General features: G+C 46.2%; 18 protein-coding genes and 1 pseudogene. 13 read left to right on the top strand and 6 right to left on the bottom strand.

The window, feature by feature from the left end:
* Positions 1-68 precede the first annotated feature (68 nt).
* The 4 genes from lexA (at position 69) to NDI34_RS13005 (ending at position 3,052) form a co-directional block, all read left to right on the top strand.
* Entirely contained in the window at positions 69-707 is a 639-nt protein-coding gene (lexA, locus tag NDI34_RS13020) for a transcriptional repressor LexA (protein WP_190410589.1), read from the top strand.
* A 262-nt stretch (positions 708-969) separates the two neighbouring features.
* Complete coding sequence (locus NDI34_RS13015; RefSeq protein ID WP_190410905.1) at positions 970-2,229, top strand: AmpG family muropeptide MFS transporter; 1,260 nt, start codon at positions 970-972, stop codon at positions 2,227-2,229.
* Positions 2,230-2,286: 57 nt separating this feature from the next.
* Positions 2,287-2,511, top strand: coding sequence for a hypothetical protein (locus NDI34_RS13010; protein ID WP_348232864.1), 225 nt, complete (start codon positions 2,287-2,289; stop codon positions 2,509-2,511).
* Position 2,512: 1 nt separating this feature from the next.
* Positions 2,513-3,052 (top strand): GNAT family N-acetyltransferase, encoded by a 540-nt coding sequence (locus NDI34_RS13005; protein WP_190429519.1) that lies wholly within the window; start codon positions 2,513-2,515, stop codon positions 3,050-3,052.
* A gap of 180 nt (positions 3,053-3,232) precedes the next feature.
* On the opposite strand, the pseudogene NDI34_RS13000 reads toward NDI34_RS13005, so the two are convergent.
* Positions 3,233-3,331, bottom strand: a pseudogene (locus tag NDI34_RS13000) (IS1 family transposase); the annotation flags it as partial.
* Between the two features lie 1,344 nt (positions 3,332-4,675).
* On the opposite strand from NDI34_RS13000, the gene NDI34_RS12995 reads away from it, so the two are divergent.
* Entirely contained in the window at positions 4,676-5,440 is a 765-nt protein-coding gene (locus NDI34_RS12995) for a HEAT repeat domain-containing protein (RefSeq protein WP_190410906.1), read from the top strand.
* A gap of 10 nt (positions 5,441-5,450) precedes the next feature.
* On the opposite strand, the gene NDI34_RS12990 is transcribed toward NDI34_RS12995, so the two are convergent.
* Entirely contained in the window at positions 5,451-6,158 is a 708-nt protein-coding gene (locus NDI34_RS12990; RefSeq protein WP_348232863.1) for a uracil-DNA glycosylase, read from the bottom strand.
* 262 nt (positions 6,159-6,420) lie between these two features.
* On the opposite strand from NDI34_RS12990, the gene NDI34_RS12985 reads away from it, so the two are divergent.
* Both NDI34_RS12985 and NDI34_RS12980 read left to right on the top strand, forming a co-directional pair.
* A complete protein-coding gene (locus NDI34_RS12985; protein WP_348232862.1) occupies positions 6,421-7,137 on the top strand; it encodes a phosphoribosyltransferase family protein in 717 nt (238 codons plus the stop codon).
* A gap of 112 nt (positions 7,138-7,249) precedes the next feature.
* Positions 7,250-7,549 (top strand): hypothetical protein, encoded by a 300-nt coding sequence (locus tag NDI34_RS12980; RefSeq protein ID WP_190410594.1) that lies wholly within the window; start codon positions 7,250-7,252, stop codon positions 7,547-7,549.
* 114 nt (positions 7,550-7,663) lie between these two features.
* Here NDI34_RS12980 and NDI34_RS12975 read toward each other — a convergent pair whose 3' ends face one another.
* The gene (locus NDI34_RS12975) at positions 7,664-8,041 is read right to left on the bottom strand and encodes a VOC family protein (protein WP_348232861.1); all 378 of its coding nucleotides are present in this window, start codon (positions 8,039-8,041) and stop codon (positions 7,664-7,666) included.
* A 147-nt stretch (positions 8,042-8,188) separates the two neighbouring features.
* On the opposite strand from NDI34_RS12975, the gene NDI34_RS12970 reads away from it, so the two are divergent.
* The 4 genes from NDI34_RS12970 (at position 8,189) to NDI34_RS12955 (ending at position 12,715) form a co-directional block, all read left to right on the top strand.
* A complete protein-coding gene (locus tag NDI34_RS12970) occupies positions 8,189-9,307 on the top strand; it encodes an aldo/keto reductase (protein ID WP_190534885.1) in 1,119 nt (372 codons plus the stop codon).
* Positions 9,308-9,512: 205 nt separating this feature from the next.
* Positions 9,513-10,595: a class I fructose-bisphosphate aldolase gene (locus NDI34_RS12965; RefSeq protein ID WP_190534881.1), complete on the top strand. Its 1,083-nt coding sequence runs from the start codon at positions 9,513-9,515 to the stop codon at positions 10,593-10,595.
* 317 nt (positions 10,596-10,912) lie between these two features.
* Positions 10,913-12,079, top strand: coding sequence for a pyridoxal phosphate-dependent aminotransferase (locus tag NDI34_RS12960; protein WP_190410599.1), 1,167 nt, complete (start codon positions 10,913-10,915; stop codon positions 12,077-12,079).
* Positions 12,080-12,457: 378 nt separating this feature from the next.
* Positions 12,458-12,715: a hypothetical protein gene (locus NDI34_RS12955; RefSeq protein WP_190429512.1), complete on the top strand. Its 258-nt coding sequence runs from the start codon at positions 12,458-12,460 to the stop codon at positions 12,713-12,715.
* A gap of 95 nt (positions 12,716-12,810) precedes the next feature.
* On the opposite strand, the gene NDI34_RS12950 is transcribed toward NDI34_RS12955, so the two are convergent.
* On the bottom strand, positions 12,811-13,857 hold the full coding sequence (locus NDI34_RS12950) for a 3-deoxy-7-phosphoheptulonate synthase (RefSeq protein ID WP_348232860.1): 1,047 nt from the start codon (positions 13,855-13,857) through the stop codon (positions 12,811-12,813).
* A 600-nt stretch (positions 13,858-14,457) separates the two neighbouring features.
* On the opposite strand from NDI34_RS12950, the gene ggt reads away from it, so the two are divergent.
* Positions 14,458-16,014 carry a gamma-glutamyltransferase gene (gene ggt, locus NDI34_RS12945; protein ID WP_348232859.1) on the top strand — a complete coding sequence of 519 codons (1,557 nt, stop codon included), beginning with the start codon at positions 14,458-14,460 and terminating at the stop codon, positions 16,012-16,014.
* Positions 16,015-16,022: 8 nt separating this feature from the next.
* On the opposite strand, the gene NDI34_RS12940 is transcribed toward ggt, so the two are convergent.
* Together NDI34_RS12940 and NDI34_RS12935 are read right to left on the bottom strand one after the other, a co-directional pair.
* Positions 16,023-16,319 carry an acylphosphatase gene (locus tag NDI34_RS12940; RefSeq protein WP_348232858.1) on the bottom strand — a complete coding sequence of 99 codons (297 nt, stop codon included), beginning with the start codon at positions 16,317-16,319 and terminating at the stop codon, positions 16,023-16,025.
* Positions 16,320-16,460: 141 nt separating this feature from the next.
* Positions 16,461-16,808, bottom strand: a complete 348-nt coding sequence (locus NDI34_RS12935) for a hypothetical protein (protein WP_348232857.1) — start codon at positions 16,806-16,808, stop codon at positions 16,461-16,463.
* A gap of 408 nt (positions 16,809-17,216) precedes the next feature.
* Between NDI34_RS12935 and NDI34_RS12930 the strand changes: the two genes are divergently transcribed.
* Positions 17,217-17,822, top strand: coding sequence for a CPBP family glutamic-type intramembrane protease (locus tag NDI34_RS12930; RefSeq protein WP_348232856.1), 606 nt, complete (start codon positions 17,217-17,219; stop codon positions 17,820-17,822).
* The last annotated feature ends 102 nt before the right edge of the window (positions 17,823-17,924 follow it).

The following is a 17,924-nucleotide window of genomic DNA, read 5'->3' as shown; positions in this document are numbered from 1 at the left end:
TGGACAGACGTGGATTTTAGTAGTACGAATGTTCTATAGGACGTAGATTAGTATTCCCCTATTGTTTTATGGAACCCCTAACTGATGCTCAGCAGCAACTTTATAATTGGCTGGTGGAATATATCAGTCAATATCAACACGCGCCTTCAATTCGGCAGATGATGCGGGCAATGGAACTGAAGTCGCCTGCGCCGGTTCAGAGCCGCCTGGAACACTTGCGTGCGAAAGGCTATATTGACTGGACGGAAGGAAAAGCCCGCACGATTAGGATTGTGCGCTCTGGTGCGGGTGGAGTGCCGGTTTTAGGAGCGATCGCTGCCGGTGGTCTTGTCGAACCTTTCACCGATACGGTCGAACAGCTGGATTTGGCTGCCCTGTTTCGTCAGCCGGATTATTATGCCCTTCGGGTGGTCGGAGACAGCATGATTGATGACCAAATTGCTGAAGGCGATATGGTCATCATGCGACCCGTACCCGAACCGGATCGCGTGAAAAATGGCACGATTGTGGCAGCACGAGTCGAAGGACACGGAACGACTTTGAAACGCTATCACCGGCAGGGAGAGCAAATTACGCTCAAACCAGCCAATACCAAATACGACCCCATTAAGGTAAAGGCGAACCAAGTGGAGGTGCAAGGTGTGTTGGTCGGCGTCTGGCGCGGCTATGAATTTGCTTCCATGAAATCGGGATCTCGAAGGCGATAGCATTCTTCGCGTTCCTCTTATCAAAGTCTCCGGGAAAAGGTTTCTCTCTATGGGATGATATCTCAAGACCAAAAGAGCCATTCTCCTGAGTCATTAGGAATTGGAGAAACGGTAATTGGTAATTGGTAATTCATACAAGGCATTACCGATTACCGATTACCCACTAGCAAGGACAGCAAACTAATGACTCAAAGTTCGTAAGGAGCCTTTGTCAGTCGTGAAAGCAACCCAATCTTTTTTTCAAGTTTTTCAAAGCCGCAAGATGGCGGCTCTTTTGTTTCTGGGCTTTGCGTCAGGTTTGCCCTTGTTCTTGACGAGTAAGACGTTGCAAGCCTGGATGACAGTCGAGAACGTGAATTTAAGTGCGATTGGGTTGTTCAGCTTGGTAGGTTTGCCCTACTCGCTCAAGTTTATTTGGTCGCCCTTACTCGATCGCTTTGTGCCGCCGTTTCTGGGGCGTCGTCGTGGCTGGCTAGTTCTGACGCAAGCGGCATTGTTGTTAGCGATCGCAGCAATGGCGCTCCAAAAGCCCTCCCAAGCTTTGCAACTGTTAGCCGTCAATGCTTTATTCATTGCCTTTTTCAGCGCGACTCAAGACATCGCCGTTGACGCCTATCGCACGGATGTCCTGGAAGAACGGGAAATGGGAGCCGGGGCAGCGATTTTTGTTTTAGGATATCGCGTTGCCTTGCTGATTACGGGTGGTTTGGCGCTGATTTTAGCGGAAAAATTGTCTTGGCCTACAGTTTACTTGTTGATGTCGCTGTTGATGGCAATTGGGTTCGTGAGTTCAATTTGGGCACCGGAACCCATACAGCGCGATCGCCCACCCGATTCCTTATCAGAAGCGGTGTCTTTGCCATTTATTGAATTCTTTCAACGCAATGGTCAGAGCCAAGGATTTTTGATTCTAGTTTTCATTGTTCTCTACAAACTGGGTGACGCGCTCGTTAATAATATGTCCACGCCCTTTTTGTTGGAAAAGACCGGCTTAAACTTCTCTTCCGCAGAAGTTGGTGCAATTCAGGGCGGCATGGGATTATTGGCAAGCATTGTTGGCGCTCTTTCAGGCGGTGCAATTCTCAGCAAAATCGGTATTAATCGCTCACTTTGGGTATTTGGTGCTTTGCAAGCAGTGAGTAATTTTGCTTATTTTCTCCTTGCACAAGTCGGGAAAAACTATCAGTTACTTGTACTGACTATTAATATTGAAAACTTTTGTGCTGGACTCGGAAACGCCGCTTTTGTAGCCTTTTTGATGAGTCTTTGTAACCAGCGCTTCTCGGCAACCCAGTATGCTTTACTCTCCAGCTTAATGGCAGTCAGCCGCGATATTTTAGTTGCCCCAGCGGGTCGAATCGCAGAAGCCACTGGTTGGCCTTCCTTTTTCCTAATTAGCATCGCCGCTGCCTTGCCTGGATTACTGCTGCTGCCTATTTTTGCTCCCTGGAATTCGCGTTCCGTGCCAGAAATGCCTAGAGAGGTACTAGATGATGAAGACGATGACTCTCAACAGTTGTAGGATAGAAACAGAGAGCTTAACAAATCTTAAACACAATTCTTAGAAAAGTCTTTCTCTATGGCTATCTTTCGTCAGTACATTGTTCCATTGATCGTGGTGTTGATCTTTTTTGTGGCGCTGGTGGCAGTTAGCGCCCGCATCTTTTTACCCTCTGACATGGCAGCACCCGCACCTATTGAGGAAGTCAATCCTCCTGGGGAACACGCTCAGGCACCGACATCTGATTTTGGCTTAGAAAGGATGGATTTAGGATTGATCTCCAATCTAAAATCGATAGTCTAAAATGCCTTGTCTGTTATTGCCGGGGTATCAGCTGCGCGAAGGATCGAGTCTGAATCGAGCAAGTCTCGTGAAATTCATGCAGCTGACTTACCAGGAGCTTTTTCCAGAACAAAAAGATTTTTCTCATCTAGCGGAAACGGTTGAGCAATACTTTTCTAAAAAAACGCCTTTGTGGTGGGTCGAACTAAAGGAAGAAGGAAGAAAAAAGGAAGAAACAGATTCTTCAATTCCTGGCTCATCCGTTCATCATCCTTCCCAAGTAGCTTGTCTTTGGTTGGGAAATGCCGTGGATCAGGTGACAGGCGATCGCCATGCCCACATTTTTTTACTCTATGTCTTGCCAGAACACCGCCGACGTGGCATAGGAAAAGCTTTGGTCAATCATGCCGAAGACTGGGCGCGGGCAAGAGGCGATCGCCAAATGGGTCTGCAAGTCTTTCAAACCAATCAACCCGCGTTGAATCTTTACCGCAGCCTCGGCTACCAAACCCAGTCTTTGTGGATGCTGAAACCGCTGTTTCCTGAGACACCGCAGCCATAAGGAAGACCAAGCAAGCTATTTTGTTTTGGGTCGTCCAAAACCTTTTGCCTGTTTCTTCCCTTTGCCCTTAGAAGTTTTTTCCGGTACGGCAGGAACGCTGTGCGTCTTTGGCAATGCCTGAGCTTCAGATGTTACAGCAGGCTTTGTCTGCGTTTGTGGCTCGGCTTCTTCACCAGCATCAGCGGCAACAAACTGTTTCCCACAGTCTTTACAAACATATCTTTGCTTGTTTTTATAGTGCCCATTTTTCCGAACCTCAGTAGCGCCGCATTTTGGACAGTTAATCTGAGGTGTTTCTATTGCTTGGGCTTCTGGGACGGCTGCGGGTGCTGATTCTACCGCGGGTTCGTTCTGGTCGTCTGCTTCTGGTTGCTGGTTGAAAACAGATACCACTGCCTCAAGCGCTGATGCAGCTCTATCTAATAAAGTTGGTTGAGGGGCGTCTGGTTCATCATTGGGAGCGATCGCTTCCTCCGAAGACTCAGCAGCCGTCTCCTCGTCTGGTTGAACTGACTCTGGAGCTTCGGCGGTTGGTGTTTCGGTTTCGACTTCCGATTTGCTGGGGATCTCTTCGACTGGAACGGATGTAGCCGCTGATATTTCGGCTTCGACTGGAGGTCCTGGTTCTACAGTAGGCTCTTTTTGGTCGGCATCTGGCTTGTCGAAAACAGATACCACTGCCTGAAGCGCCGCCGCCGCCCTGTCTAATAAAGAGGGTTGTTGGGTATCTTTTGGTTCCTCTATCGGAGCGATCGCCTCTGGCGACTCAGCCTCAGCAGCAGTCGTCTCCTCAGTCGGTTGAACTGACACTTCCGGTGCCGCCGTTGGAGTTTCAGATATTGCTTGTGGAAGGGCGCTGGGCGTCTCCTTGACGGGTTCGGGAATGGGTGCTGCTTCCGTCTCTGGCACTGAACTGGGTGATGACTCAACTTCCGGTGCCGCGACTGGAGTTTGGGCTTCTGTCTGTGGCACTGAGCTGGATGGTGACTCTACTTCCGGTGCCGCGACATCTGAGGGAACCGTAGAACTCGCGTCTACTGGCTGCTCCCAACCAGGTACTGGAGGGGCAGGCTTCCAGTTGGGGTCAGGCTGGGGAATTTTGAATGCTATAATTTCCGGCGGTTGCGATCGCGTTGGTTTGGCAGCAGTCAGTCGGCTGATGCGATCGCCGAGATTTTCCGCGATCGCATAGGTCACGGGAAGCACCGTCGGTTTCGAGACTGCCTCTCGCACCAAGCCGCTAACGTGTTCGGACGGATCGAGGGCAGGTTGAGGGGCAGGTTGAGGGGCAGGTTGAGGGGTAGATGGCACTGACGGTGATAAATTGACCTGCGGCAATGGCATCACCGGCTGCTGAGATTGGTGGGTAGGTCCCAAGGCGGGAACGAATCGAATGGAACGAACCATCCGGCGATATGGCTCTAGGTGGTCTGTCACATTACTCCCCCTGTTATCAAGGATCACAATAGAAGGCTCTTGGTGTCGTGTACTATACCAAATTCAACTTTTTGATCGGGTCTAGCAACTCATAATGTTAGTTTTCTTAACTTTCGTGCCTCTCTCAAGCAGGCATTGCCAGTAGAGACTAGAGGAATGGGAGCGGTAGTGGTACTTTATTCAAATATGTATGACGACGATGACGATTTGAGCTTACTCGATCCAGAGATAGAGCTAGAAAGCCCTCTGGATCAAATAGAGCCGCTTGATGCCGACGCAGAGAGCCAACCTAAACCAGATCCAGATGCGATGCTGGCACTGTTAACGGCTCCTGGAACGCAGCAACGGATGCTAGCAGCACGAGCTTTCTGCGAACTCCAGGATGAACGAGCGATTCCTCATTTAATTCACTTGCTGAGTGACCCCTGCCCGTTGCTGCGGGTGAGTGCTGCTTATGGACTGGGGCGCAATCCCAGTTCTACAGCCGTAGTGCCGTTGATAACCCAGCTCAACAACGATTGGAATGGCTACGTCCGCAAAGGTGTTGTTTGGGCTTTGGGAAACTGCCGCGATCGCCGCTCGCTAGAACCTCTCACCGACGCCTTAAAAACCGATATTTCTGCCGTGCGTCTGTGGGCAGCCAGTGGGTTAGCTCAAATGGCTGAACTGGGCTACGAAGCCATTGTGGCATCAATTCCACCCCTGATTGAAGCTCTAAGGCAAGACCCGATCGCCGCAGTCCGTAGCAACTGTGCTTGGTCGTTAGGACAACTCTGCCGCGAAATGCCTTCTAATGCCGTCTACGCGGGTGCTATTGATGGATTAATTGAGGCATTCGCAGAAGATGAAGAGATGGGTGTCCGAGAAGATGCAAAAGCTGCGCTTTTGAGAGTCGGCGATCCCAGAGGTCTTCAGCTGATTGAAACCCTAGAACAGGAAGGACTCGTGTAAACCGACAACATTACGCTGGAGAACTGCGGATTTCATCCAACTTTGCCCGTACTGCTTGAATATCCTGCCACATTAACCATTTGGGGCTGCCCGCTTCACGGGCAGGATTCCGCAGCAGGTAGGCTGGATGGAGAATCGGCATACACAGGCGTCCTTCCCACTCGATCCAAGTGCCGCGAATTTTAGTAATGCCTCTTTTGTCGCCAGTCAATCCTTTCACTGCTGTAGCGCCCGTCAATAGGATAATTTTCGGGTCTACCATGCGGATCTGTTCTAACAGATACGGTTTGCAAGCAGCGATTTCATCGGGGGTGGGAACCCGATTAGCGGGGGGACGGCACTTATTAATATTGGCGATGTAGACGTCCTGTTCGGTATTTAGCTGCACCGAAGCGAGTATTTTCTCTAGTAACTGTCCCGCTTTACCGACAAATGGCAAGCCAGTTTCGTCTTCATTTTGACCGGGCGCTTCCCCCACAATCATGATGGGTGCCTGGAGATTGCCGCGTCCAACTACAGCGTTTGTGCGGGTTTCGCCCAATTGACAGCGATAGCATTGGTTGCAATGCTCAGCCATCTGAGCCATTGTTTGATAGGTGCCAGCAGGAATAGGAATTTTGGCACTTGTCGGAATCAGTTCTAGTGCTTGAGGCTGGGCTGTGGTAGATTCGCTAATCCCTGAGGTGTCAAAAAGGCTGAGTTGGTCTTCGCTTGGCATGAATTTGGCGGATAGTCTATGGTTTTTCCGAAATAATCCTAACAATATTGACACTCCGCTGACCTAAGTCGGAAGCTCACTCTTCCGACTTAGGTCAGCGTGAGGCTTAGGTTCTCTGAGCTTCCGGTTACTCTTAGGCTGAAGGTGGGTTCACACTTGCCCTTTGATAGTTCATACTTTGGATGGACTCTCGATTTCTGCCTTATCTGGCGAAGATCAGCCATTATAGAGGCGAGCGCACTGCCAACTTCTGGAGGGTGCCATGTCATCAGCCCCAATTTTCCGCGATCGCATTACTGCTGGCGAGCAGCTAGCTCAGCCTATTCTGGCAGAGATTAAGCAGCTCCAGGCTCAAGGCTTGAGCGTTCAGCCGATCGTTTATGCACTGCCTCGCGGCGGCATTCCGGTGGCTGTGCCGGTAGCACGCTGTCTGGGTTGCCCGGTGGATATCGTTGTCGCTAAAAAAATTACCCGTCCTGAAAATCCAGAACTGGCGATTGGTGCCGTCACGTCAGATGGGCACGTTATCTGGTACCAGGCAAAGCGATCGCGGAAAGATCCCGAAAATAATCAGCTACGGGAAGCGGCGTTGCACCAAGCCCAAGAAAAAGCTGCGGCGCTCTACAGTCAGCTTTCTCCTAGCTGCTTATCCGTGAATCCTCGCGGTGCGATCGCTATTTTGATTGACGATGGCATTGCTACCGGCATGACAATGGCAGCCGCCGCTTACGCTTTGAAAGCCCAAGAACCTGCTGCGGTTTGGGTTTGTAGTCCGGTGGCACCGATAGGATTAGGCGATTGGCTATTATCTTGGAGCGATCGCGTGATTATTCTCCAAACACCCGATCCTTTCCTCAGTGTCAGTCGCTTCTATGAGGCATTTCCCCAAGTTGAGACACAAGAAGCGATCGCTGACTTACAACAGCACAATCAGCAGATTTTCCCTGGAACTCCTCCAGATACACCTCTAAGCAGATAGCCAAACTGTTTAATTTTGATTATCTTAACTAGTAGTCCTAGATTGATTTTTTTATTAACGATTAACCGTTAGTTAATCGTTAATGGCTCTTTTAAAAAATAACAACCGATTGATGAGACCTATACAATTTTGGTGGCGCACTTTAGTTTTTTCTAGCCAGTACAATCCACCTTGGTTCGTTGAGTTGCTGATGACCGGGTTAGCTATCGGCTTACTGATGAGCTGGGAAATTACCAAAGACTGGCCTTATCTGCTTTTAAGTTCAAGCTATGCCATTGGAGCTGCGATGTCAATGTGGGTACGCGAAACTCTCATGCCCTCGCCCCATTTGCGCGTGATGCAGATTCTCGCCATCCTGTTACTAATTTATAGTTTTTGTAGCTTTTCTGACTTAGCCGTTTACCTCAAGTAATCCTGTTTCAAATTTAGATTTCAAAATGTAATTTCACACACTATTGGATAATTTTAAATCATGCAAATTTAAAATTATCAAGCGATAGCTTTCCTTCGAAAATAAGTAAAAATTTTAACAAATAGCAAATACTTGGTGAAGAATTAACCGATTTCCTATGGGATCGTAAGCATAGACTTCTCTGCCATGAGAAGCGATAAAAATTTCTCCTGGGGGTGGGTATCCGAGGGCAGTTAGGTGAGAAATTGCCCCTTCTAAGTCAGTCACTTCTAAACACAAGCTCATTCCACTTTTAGCTGAGTCAAACTCTGATAAGTGCGTTTCTTTAGGTCTGAAAATTCCTAAGCGAAATCCAGGCAACTGAAATTCAGCGTAAATATTCGGGATGTAGGGATTTGGGTTTTGGTTGAGCAGATTGGTATAGAAAAGCACTAGAACTTCAAGGTCAACGGTTGCTAAAGTGACGAGTGCGGCGGTGCATTGGAAAAGCATATTTGTTAGGAATCACCTGAAAAAAAGGTTAAGCCTTAATAAATTGGATTTTTAAGAGAAGTGAATAACCTATCTAGAGACGGGTGAAATACACTAACAAAAATATTAATTCTAGGAAGAAATAAAAGAAATCAGCAGGGTCAGTTCATGCCAGATGCACATGATGATACCGCAGCCCAGAATCGTCGCCAAGAAATTCTGAACTGGAAGCGCAGGCAGTTTCTGCAACGACTCGGCGTTTTGGGAGCTGGAGTCGCGATCGCCGATCGGATTTTGCTACACCCCCACCAACAAGTCAATGCTGAAACGAATCTATCGCCAACTTCCCAGGCGACGCCCATCAAAGCAGGCGAGATTCCCCGCCGAAAACTCGGACGCACTGGCGTAGAAGTTTCCGCGCTGACACTCGGCGGCTTTCACTTGGGAGTTCCGAACGAACCCGAAGCGATTCGGATTGTTCAAGAAGCGCTGGATGCGGGTGTCACCTTTATGGACAACGCCTGGGAATATAACGAAGGTGTCAGCGAACAACGGCTGGGGAAGGCGCTGCAAGGGCGGCGGGATAAAGCTTTTGTGATGACCAAAGTTTGTACCCACGGACGCGATCGCAAAGTCGCCATGCAGCAACTAGAGCAATCTTTGCGGCGTCTGAAGACGGATTATATCGACTTATGGCAAGTTCACGAAGTTGTTTACGACAACGACCCGGAAAGGCATTTCGCCAAAGGGGGTGTTATCGAGGCTTTAGATGAAGCCAAGCAGCAGGGTAAAGTTCGGTTTGTTGGCTTTACAGGTCACAAAGATCCGGCAATTCACCTGAAAATGCTTTCCTATGATTACCCCTTTGATACGGTGCAACTGCCGCTAAATTGTTTTGATGCCAGCTTTCGCAGCTTTGAGAAACAAGTTCTCCCAGAACTCAACAAGCGCGGGATTGCCGCCATTGGCATGAAAAGTCTCGGCGGTGAGGGCGAACCGATTAAAGCAGGCGTTGTCACCGTTCAAGAAGCGTTACGCTATGCCATGAGTCTTCCCGTGGCGACGACAGTGAGTGGGATTGACTCGCTACAAGTGCTGCGCCAGAACTTGAATATTGCCAGGGGTTTCACGCCGATGACTCCAGAGGAAATGCAAGCCGTGCGATCGCGTTATGCAACCTATGCTGCTGATGGGCGCTTTGAACTTTACAAAACATCAAAGAAGTACGACGGGCCACCGGGTAGAGAACAGCACGGATTTCCACCAAAAGAGCAAGTTGAAACTTGAAGCGGTACGCTAGCTTTTAAGGATACTTCTCTCGTTGATTAAAGACGGGTGGTAATTGGAATTGGAGTGATGAGTTTTGAATAAAGCATTTTAAACTCAAAACTCAGAATTAAACACGCGCTACTCTAACAAAACTTTTGATTGATTACCCCTCTTCCCTGCATCAGTACTGCCCACCAAAACTCAAGTTTTTAGGAAAACGGCTATGACTACTACGCTATCTATGCCCAGTTTTCTAGAGTCGAATCTTGGTCAAGAAGCAGAAGACCTTCTGACTCACAAAGCGAAGATTTCTAAAGATTTACTGCATCTGCCAGGGCCTGATTTTGTAGACCGAATTTTTGCTGCTAGCGATCGCAACCCGCAAGTGCTGCGGAGTCTCCAGCAACTGTATTCAACCGGGCGTTTAGCCAATACTGGATATCTTTCCATCCTGCCAGTAGACCAAGGCATCGAACACTCAGCGGGTGCTTCTTTTGCACCCAACCCGATGTATTTCGATCCTGAGAATATCGTCAAACTCGCGATCGCTGCCGGTTGCAATGCCGTTGCTACCACGCTGGGCGTTTTGGGCATGGTTTCTCGCAAGTATGCCCACAAAATCCCCTTCATTCTCAAGATTAACCACAACGAACTGCTCACTTACCCCAATCAATTCGACCAGATAATGTTTGCCTCTATCGAGCAAGCATGGAATTTGGGGGCAACTGCGGTCGGGGCAACCATTTACTTTGGTTCAGATCAATCTACCCGCCAAATTCAGGAAGTCAGCCAAGCTTTTGAACTCGCCCACGAATATGGGATGGCAACGATCCTTTGGTGCTATCTCCGGAACAACGCTTTTAAGCAAGACAAAGACTATCACCTGGCAGGAGATCTCACGGCTCAGGCGAACCACTTGGGCGTGACCATTCAAGCAGACATCATTAAACAAAAGCTGCCTGAATGCAACAACGGATATGCTGCGGTTGCCAAAGCCGCAGGTCAAAGTTACGGCAAAACCCACGATCGAGTTTACACCGACCTAACGACCGACCATCCGATTGACCTCACTCGCTACCAGGTGCTGAATTGCTACTCTGGTCGCGCTGGATTGATTAATTCCGGAGGTGCGTCAGGTAAAAACGACTTTGCCGAAGCAATCCGCACCGCCGTCATTAACAAACGGGCTGGAGGTACTGGATTAATTTCCGGTCGTAAAACCTTCCAGCGTCCGTTTGAGGAAGGAGTGAAGCTATTTAACGCCATCCAAGATGTTTATCTGTCACCAGATGTAACCATTGCTTGAGCGCGGGGTCTGTTTATCCAGATCCATAAGCGCCAAAGCGTGTTTTCAAAGAACCTCTAAGGTACAACGACACTAAAATGGAAAACTTTGTGTTTCCTGAGTGTTTTTGTGCCTTGGTGGTTAATTGTCAGGATGCAGGTAAAAACAAGGAATTCGTTTAAAAAGTAAAAAAAATGCCAACCTGGAGCCTGATTGCAGGCTACTCTGAAAGACTAGAGAGTTACCAAGTGCGAACTGGCAAGTCAGCGCAACGCGATCGCACAAGCTAAGTTACTTTGGCAACGGCTCTCTAAGTTAGTCTCAAGAGTGGGGTAAGGATGAAGCTGGCAGCACGAGTGGAGCAAGTACAGCCTTCTTTAACATTGGCGATCGCAGCTAAAGCCAAGGCGATGAAGGCAGAAGGAATGGATGTTTGTAGTTTGAGTGCTGGGGAACCGGATTTCGATACCCCAACGCATATCAAAGTCGCTGCCCAAAAAGCGCTAGACGAGGGCAAGACCAAGTACGGGCCAGCGGCGGGGGAACCGAAGTTAAGGCAAGCGATCGCTCACAAGCTACAAACTGATAATGGACTCAGCTACATGGCTGAAAATGTCATCGTTACCAACGGTGGCAAACATTCCCTCTATAACCTGCACATGGCGCTGATTGAGGCGGGGGATGAGGTGATTATCCCCGCTCCCTACTGGCTCAGTTATCCGGATATGGTGGTTCTAGCGGGTGGGACTCCGGTGATTGTGCAGACAGATGCCTCCACCGGCTATAAAATTACGCCGGAGCAACTCCGCTCATCTTGTACCGAACGGACGAAGCTCTTTGTCCTCAATTCCCCTTCTAATCCCACCGGCATCGTCTATACGCCAGCAGAGTTGGCAGCATTGGCAGAGGTGGTGGTAGAGAAAGATATTCTGGTTGTCTCCGATGAGATTTACGAAAAGATTATCTATGATGGAGTGCAACAGATTAGTATTGGTTCCCTGGGACCAGAGATTTTTGAGCGCACTCTCATTAGCAATGGGTTTGCAAAAGCTTACTCAATGACGGGTTGGCGAATTGGTTATCTCGCGGGTCCCGTAAAATTGATTAAAACAATGAGTACCATCCAAGGGCACAGCACCTCGAATGTGTGTACTTTTGCACAATTTGGCGCGATCGCTGCCTTGGAAGGTTCTCAAGAGTGCGTGGAACAAATGCGCCTCGCCTTTGCCGAACGGCGACAGGTAATGTTAGAGCGTCTCAACGCTATTTCTGGACTCAGTTGTGCCAAGCCTGACGGTGCTTTCTATTTGTTCATTAATATCGGCAAGACGGGTTTAACTTCTCTAGAATTCTGTGATGCTTTACTAGAATCTCAGCAAGTTGCTGCCATTCCAGGGATTGCTTTTGGTGCCGATGACCACATCCGTTTATCTTACGCGACGGATATGACCTCGATTGAGAAAGGCATGGACAGATTAGATAAGTTTGTGCGATCGCTAGTTTAGTCCAGAGCTGGGGAAAACGATAGCTGGGGAAAACGATCTCGTCACTCACTAACTGAACAAAATTGGTAAAGTAGCACCCGCGATTCTTAGGGTTTCTGGGATGCTACTTTGCGATCGCTTTGTCTAAAATTTGCCACGAGCAAAATACAAAGGAGCTGCTTCTTGTGATTTGCATCACATAAGCGGAAGATAGCGATCGCATTTATTGAGATTGCTGTCACTCAATCGAATGCGACTTTAAATCTTATTTATTAGTTTCATCACTCATAAGGTTGATATGCGTCACTTTTTTTGTAGACAGCTATCACTTATCCCGACAGAGATTGCAGTGCATAGTAAGAATTAAGATACAGAATTTCACAAGCGGAGATAAATAAAATGTTAGTAACTTCCAATTTTATATATTCTCACAGCCGTTACTATGGCGATGTAAAACCAGAAAATTTAGTTTTTAATGCAAATCTACAAGAATTTGCTCAAAAAGCAACTTATATCAGTTGTCTGGCAAGCAATGGCAAAATTCCTCTAGAGAAAGCTTTCCAAGACCTTGAAATGCTTTGGAAACAGTTAGAAGATTCAAAAAAGCAGCTAGGTGTAGGCGAATATCCATTCCAAGCAGAAGGAGAAAACACTTAGTTTTAGTATCGGTGAAACTACCTTCACCGATACTACAAGCACAGGCGAGAGCGTTGCGCTGACTTGTCAGTTCTCAGTCTTAAAAAACTGCTTTTTTACTTTAGCTTCTCGTAGGCAGCTAAAATAATTCTTTCTGTTTCCTCCCAATTAATACATTTATCTGTTACCGAAACACCGTATTTTAATTCTTCTAATTGGCTAGGAATGGGTTGATTGCCTTCGTACAAATTTGATTCCAGCATCATGCCAACGATAGAAGCATTCCCCTCCAATATTTGTTGAATAACATTTTCAAAAACTGCTGACTGTTTTTTATAGTCTTTATTTGAATTTCCGTGACTACAGTCAATGACAATTTTTGGAGGCAAATTAGCTGCTTTTAATTTTTCCTCCGCAATTTTTACATTTGCAGCATCAAAGTTAGGCTGTTTGGCACCGCCCCGTAAAATAATATGACCGTAAGCATTTCCTTTCGTTTTAAAAATGCTCACCTGTCCCGTTGCATTAATCCCTAGAAAATGGTGAGGTTTTCTAGCTGACTCCAGAGCATTTAAAGCGACTTGAACGCTACCATCAGTACCATTTTTAAAACCTACAGGCATTGAAAGTCCGCTTGCCATTTCGCGGTGAGTTTGCGATTCGGTTGTGCGTGCCCCAATTGCAGACCATGCAATCAATTCGCCAATATATTGTGGAATTATAGGATCGAGAGCTTCTGTAGCAGCGGGTAATCCCAATTCAGTTATTTTGATTAATAAACTCCGTGCAGTTAATAAACCCTTTTCTATGTGGAAAGAATCATCCATATCCGGATCGTTAATTAATCCTTTCCATCCCACGGTAGTCCTTGGTTTTTCAAAATACACTCTCATGATCAGCAGCAGCTTATCGTTCACTCGATCGGAGAGATTTTTTAGTCTATAGGCGTATTCTTCAGCCGACTTTATATCATGGATAGAACAAGGGCCAACTACAATAAATTTTCGACTATCTTTCCCATCTAGGATATCCTCTATTTCATTCCTAAAGTTTAAAACGGTTTTTTCTGCCTCATCTGTTAAAGGTAATTTTGATTTAACTTCATTTGGAGTTAAGAGAATATGCGATTCTTCAATATGAGTGTTGAATAATTGAGTTTCCATCGGGTATAATTCCTGGTTTTTGTATGCGTTAGGGATTGAAGTCCAAATGTAATGTTATAGACAGGGTGAAAAAATTCATCTAACTTAGATAAAAAAATTAATAAAAACGCTGAACCCTAGCTGCAAGGATTCCCCGAAGCACATCTTAGCGAAGCGATCGCTACCTGGATGCACCCTCATCCAAGCTGAGAGCGATCGCTTCCCTGAATCTCTCCGGGTTGCTAAACCATCTATTTCAGCAACGGCAACTCCTCATCGATTTCCGCGATTTCTGCTGAGATGCTTGGAGTGCTAGCCCTCTCAGGTAGTTTTTCATGTGTTTTAAATCAACGAGTTTATCTTGTGTAGATTTCCTGTTTTGCCCTTACCAAGGGATACCTTTCAGCAACCACTGTTGTTTTTCGAGGCATAAGGCACAGATAGAATCCTCGATCTCTAGTAAAGTCGGTAATATCATTTCGTTTGTCCTGCCAATTTTATTATATTCAATCGCGATCCGGCGCTCGTGGCACTCTCATCATGCAAATATAAGAAAGCGCGATTGCCCTACATACTGACAACCTAGCTTCTATTCACTCTAGCTTTTCGTACTCAATATTTATGTATAAAAAAACTCACGGTGTTATTGCTGCTGGACATCAAAAAACAGCCGAAGCTGGAATTGAGATGCTCCAATTAGGGGGAAACGCATTTGATGCAGCGGCGGCTGCAATCCTAGCCTCTTGCGTTACCGAAACTGCCCTGACATCTGCGGGGGGTGGTGGGTTTCTTTTAGCCCATACTCAGGATAATCAAAATATTTTGTTCGACTTCTTTTCTCAAACACCACGATACAAAATAAGTCAGGAAAAGCTTAATTTTTATCCAGTTGGAATTAATTTTGGCGATGCAGTTCAAGAGTTCCATATTGGGCTTGGTTCAATGGCTGTTCCAGGCAACCTCAAGGGCGTTTTCCACGTTCATCAGAAATTAGGTAGATTACCTTTTAAGGTGGTTGCTGAACCGGCAATCCGTTATGCAAAAACGGGTGTCGAACTAAACGATTTTACCTATTACTGTTTGACAATCCTCAGCCCCATGCTGCTTGGCTCTAAAGAGATGCAGCAGGTTTTTGCCCCAGAGGGGAAACTTGTCCAGCCTGGAGGAACAGTTTTGATGAGTAATTTTGCTGATACGTTAACTTATTTATCTGAAAGTGGAATTAGAGAATTTTACGAGGGTGAAATTGCCCAACGCTTAGTCAAGGATTGCCAAGATTATGGAGGTTATTTAACCTTAGAAGACCTTAATAATTATCGAGTAATCGAGAGAAAGCCTCTGGTGATGAATTACCGGGGGAACACCTTCTTAACCAATCCTCCGCCCAGTTCTGGCGGCATTCTGATTGCTTTTGCTTTAGAACTGCTTTCAAAAGTTGATTTAACTAATATAGAGTTTGGCAGTTCTGGCCATTTAGCAATATTAGCTCATGTGATGCGCCTAACCAATGAAGCCAGAACGGATAGATATGACGCTTATACTCATACAGAAGAGATTGCCCAAACTTTCTTATCATCTGAACATTTGGCTATTTATGAAGATAAATTAACTGAAGTTGTCAATAAATGGGGAAGCACTACTCATATCAGTGTGGTTGATAGCGAAGGTAATGCGGCGAGTGTTACCACTTCCAACGGAGAGGGTTCTTCTTATGTGATTCCGGGAACTGGGATTATGCTGAATAATATGCTAGGAGAAGCTGATTTAAATCCGCATGGATTTCATAACTGGGAAGAAAATACGCGGATTTCTTCAATGATGGCTCCGACTATTGTACTTAAGAATAATCAACCAGAGATTGTTTTAGGTTCTGGTGGCTCGAATCGAATTAGAACTGCAATTTTACAAGTTATTTCCAATATTATTGATTTTAAAATGGACGTTGATGCAGCAGTGAATCATCCTCGCGTTCATTGGGAAAGTGATATTTTTAATCTTGAACCCGGCTTTAGCGAAGAAGAACTTAAAAATCTGATGCTTCCAGGTAGTAATGAATTGATTTTTTGGAAACAGAAGAATATGTTTTTTGGTGGCGTTCATAGTGTCATGGAAAATTCGGAAGGATTAATAACCGGCGCTGGCGATCGCCGTAGAAGTGGAGTCATCGCGACCTGCTAAAATTGCCTCTATCGCCACATTTCAAATCCGCGCAATCCTTCTGGCGTTTCGTACTCAACCGCCACCGCTTTCACCACAGCAGCAGGTGGCCCTTTGTGACACCATTGAATTACCTCTTCAACATCTGCCTTGCTTCCTTCAAAAACAGCTTCTACACGCCCATCGGGGAGATTTTGCACCCAGCCGCTGACGCCTAGCTGGATCGCTTCATCTAACGTTGAGAACCGAAAACCAACTCCCTGAACGGTTCCTGAAACGATTACGTGGGCGCGGATTTGCCCCGTCGGGGGTGATGAATTCTGCATCTATTTTTTCCTGTCTACGATAGCTTTTAAGCTTAAAAGTATTGCCTGGGTTCATTTTAAGCAGGAATGGCGTCAGCTATTGAGCTAACGCCATTTAATTCTTTAGCAGATTGTGTGGATGGTTAATCCAACCCAACCATTTTAATCGTCGTCATCATCGTCATGGTGTTTGCGGCGATGGCTATGCTTATGTTCGTCATCATCATCGTCGTCATCATCATCGCGATGTTCACTACGATATCTATCTTTGCGATCGTCATCATCGTCATCATCATTTCCGTCACGATACCTATCGCGATCGCGGTATTCCCGATCTTCATTGCGATCGCTATACTCCCGATTTCGATCGCGGTACTCCCGATCTTCATTGCGATCGCTATACTCCCGATCTTCATTGCGATCGCGGTATTCTCGATCTTCATTGCGATCGCGGTACTCCTGATCTCGATCGCCTCCTTCCCTATTCAAACCCGGTATGTTTCTGAACATATCGCCGATTCCCATAATGTCCCTCCAAAGTTAAGTTGAGAATTTCATTTATTAAAGCTGTCGTAATTCTAGAAGTTTGTCACAGGAATTTGGTCAATATCTCTTCCAACAGGTAGAGCTTCTCATCCAGAAGAAGCTTCGCAAACTTGCTTAACAATATGTTTTTCAACACCAAGGGTGCAAAGGTTTACGCAGACATACCCAGAGTTTAAGCTTTCCCGTACGTACTTCTTGTGCTACCTTTTTTCTTTAGATGATTTTTTATTGTATTGGCAATTTTTGCCCTTTATAAGAAAGCTTTATAAAGTCTTATCGTCAATAACACTGAAACATTACTGAACTTAACGAAAAAGCTATCGGTAGTATAATTTCATCTGCAAAAAATATCTATCTGAGGAAATATTTTTAATGGTTAACGTATATATGAGTAATGTGCCAGCTATCGCAGGGCTATTTGAGCTTTCCGTAGATGCGATCGCGCTTTCGCCAAGCCTGGGAATTGTCTCTCGCTTAATTACAGCCGCCTCTACAACTCCTGATGCCAAAGCGTGCCTATATTCTGCTGCTTTGGTACTGATATATACCTTAATTTCACTACCTATTGGATTCAAATTTGGTTTTTTAAAACTTGATGTAGAAACATCCTGGGAAATGATTATTGGTGTAATGGCGCGTTGTCTGTTGTCTCCCGCCATATCTGAAGAGCTATTTTTTCGGATCTTACTACTTCCTCACCCTACAGAAAAAGCTACCCCTACTACTCTATGGCTTTGGGGAGGTATTAGTTTAGCAATGTTTATCATCTACCATCCGCTAAATGCCGTAACTTTCTATCCCGATGGACTCCGAACTTTTTTTAATCCAGTTTTTCTATTCTTGGCAGCACTTCTAGGTGTTATTTGTACTCTTGCCTATTTTCAAAGTGGCTCTCTATGGATGCCCGTGGCAATTCATTGGCTAATTGTGGTGGTTTGGCTACTTCTATTGGGAGGATATAAAACCTTAAACTCGTAGCATTTTTGTCTTGAATGTTTATCAAAATTCTTCAAACAGTATGTAGATTTAATGGGCGAGCGCTTATAATAATGTTCGTTAATCTTAGGTATTTTATGCGAA

Origin of the sequence: Trichocoleus sp. DQ-U1, assembly GCF_039961925.1 — a bacterium.
GTDB lineage: Bacteria > Cyanobacteriota > Cyanobacteriia > Cyanobacteriales > FACHB-T130 > FACHB-T130.
Note: the sequence above shows the minus strand (reverse complement) of the source record. Positions and strands in the feature narration are given on the sequence as shown.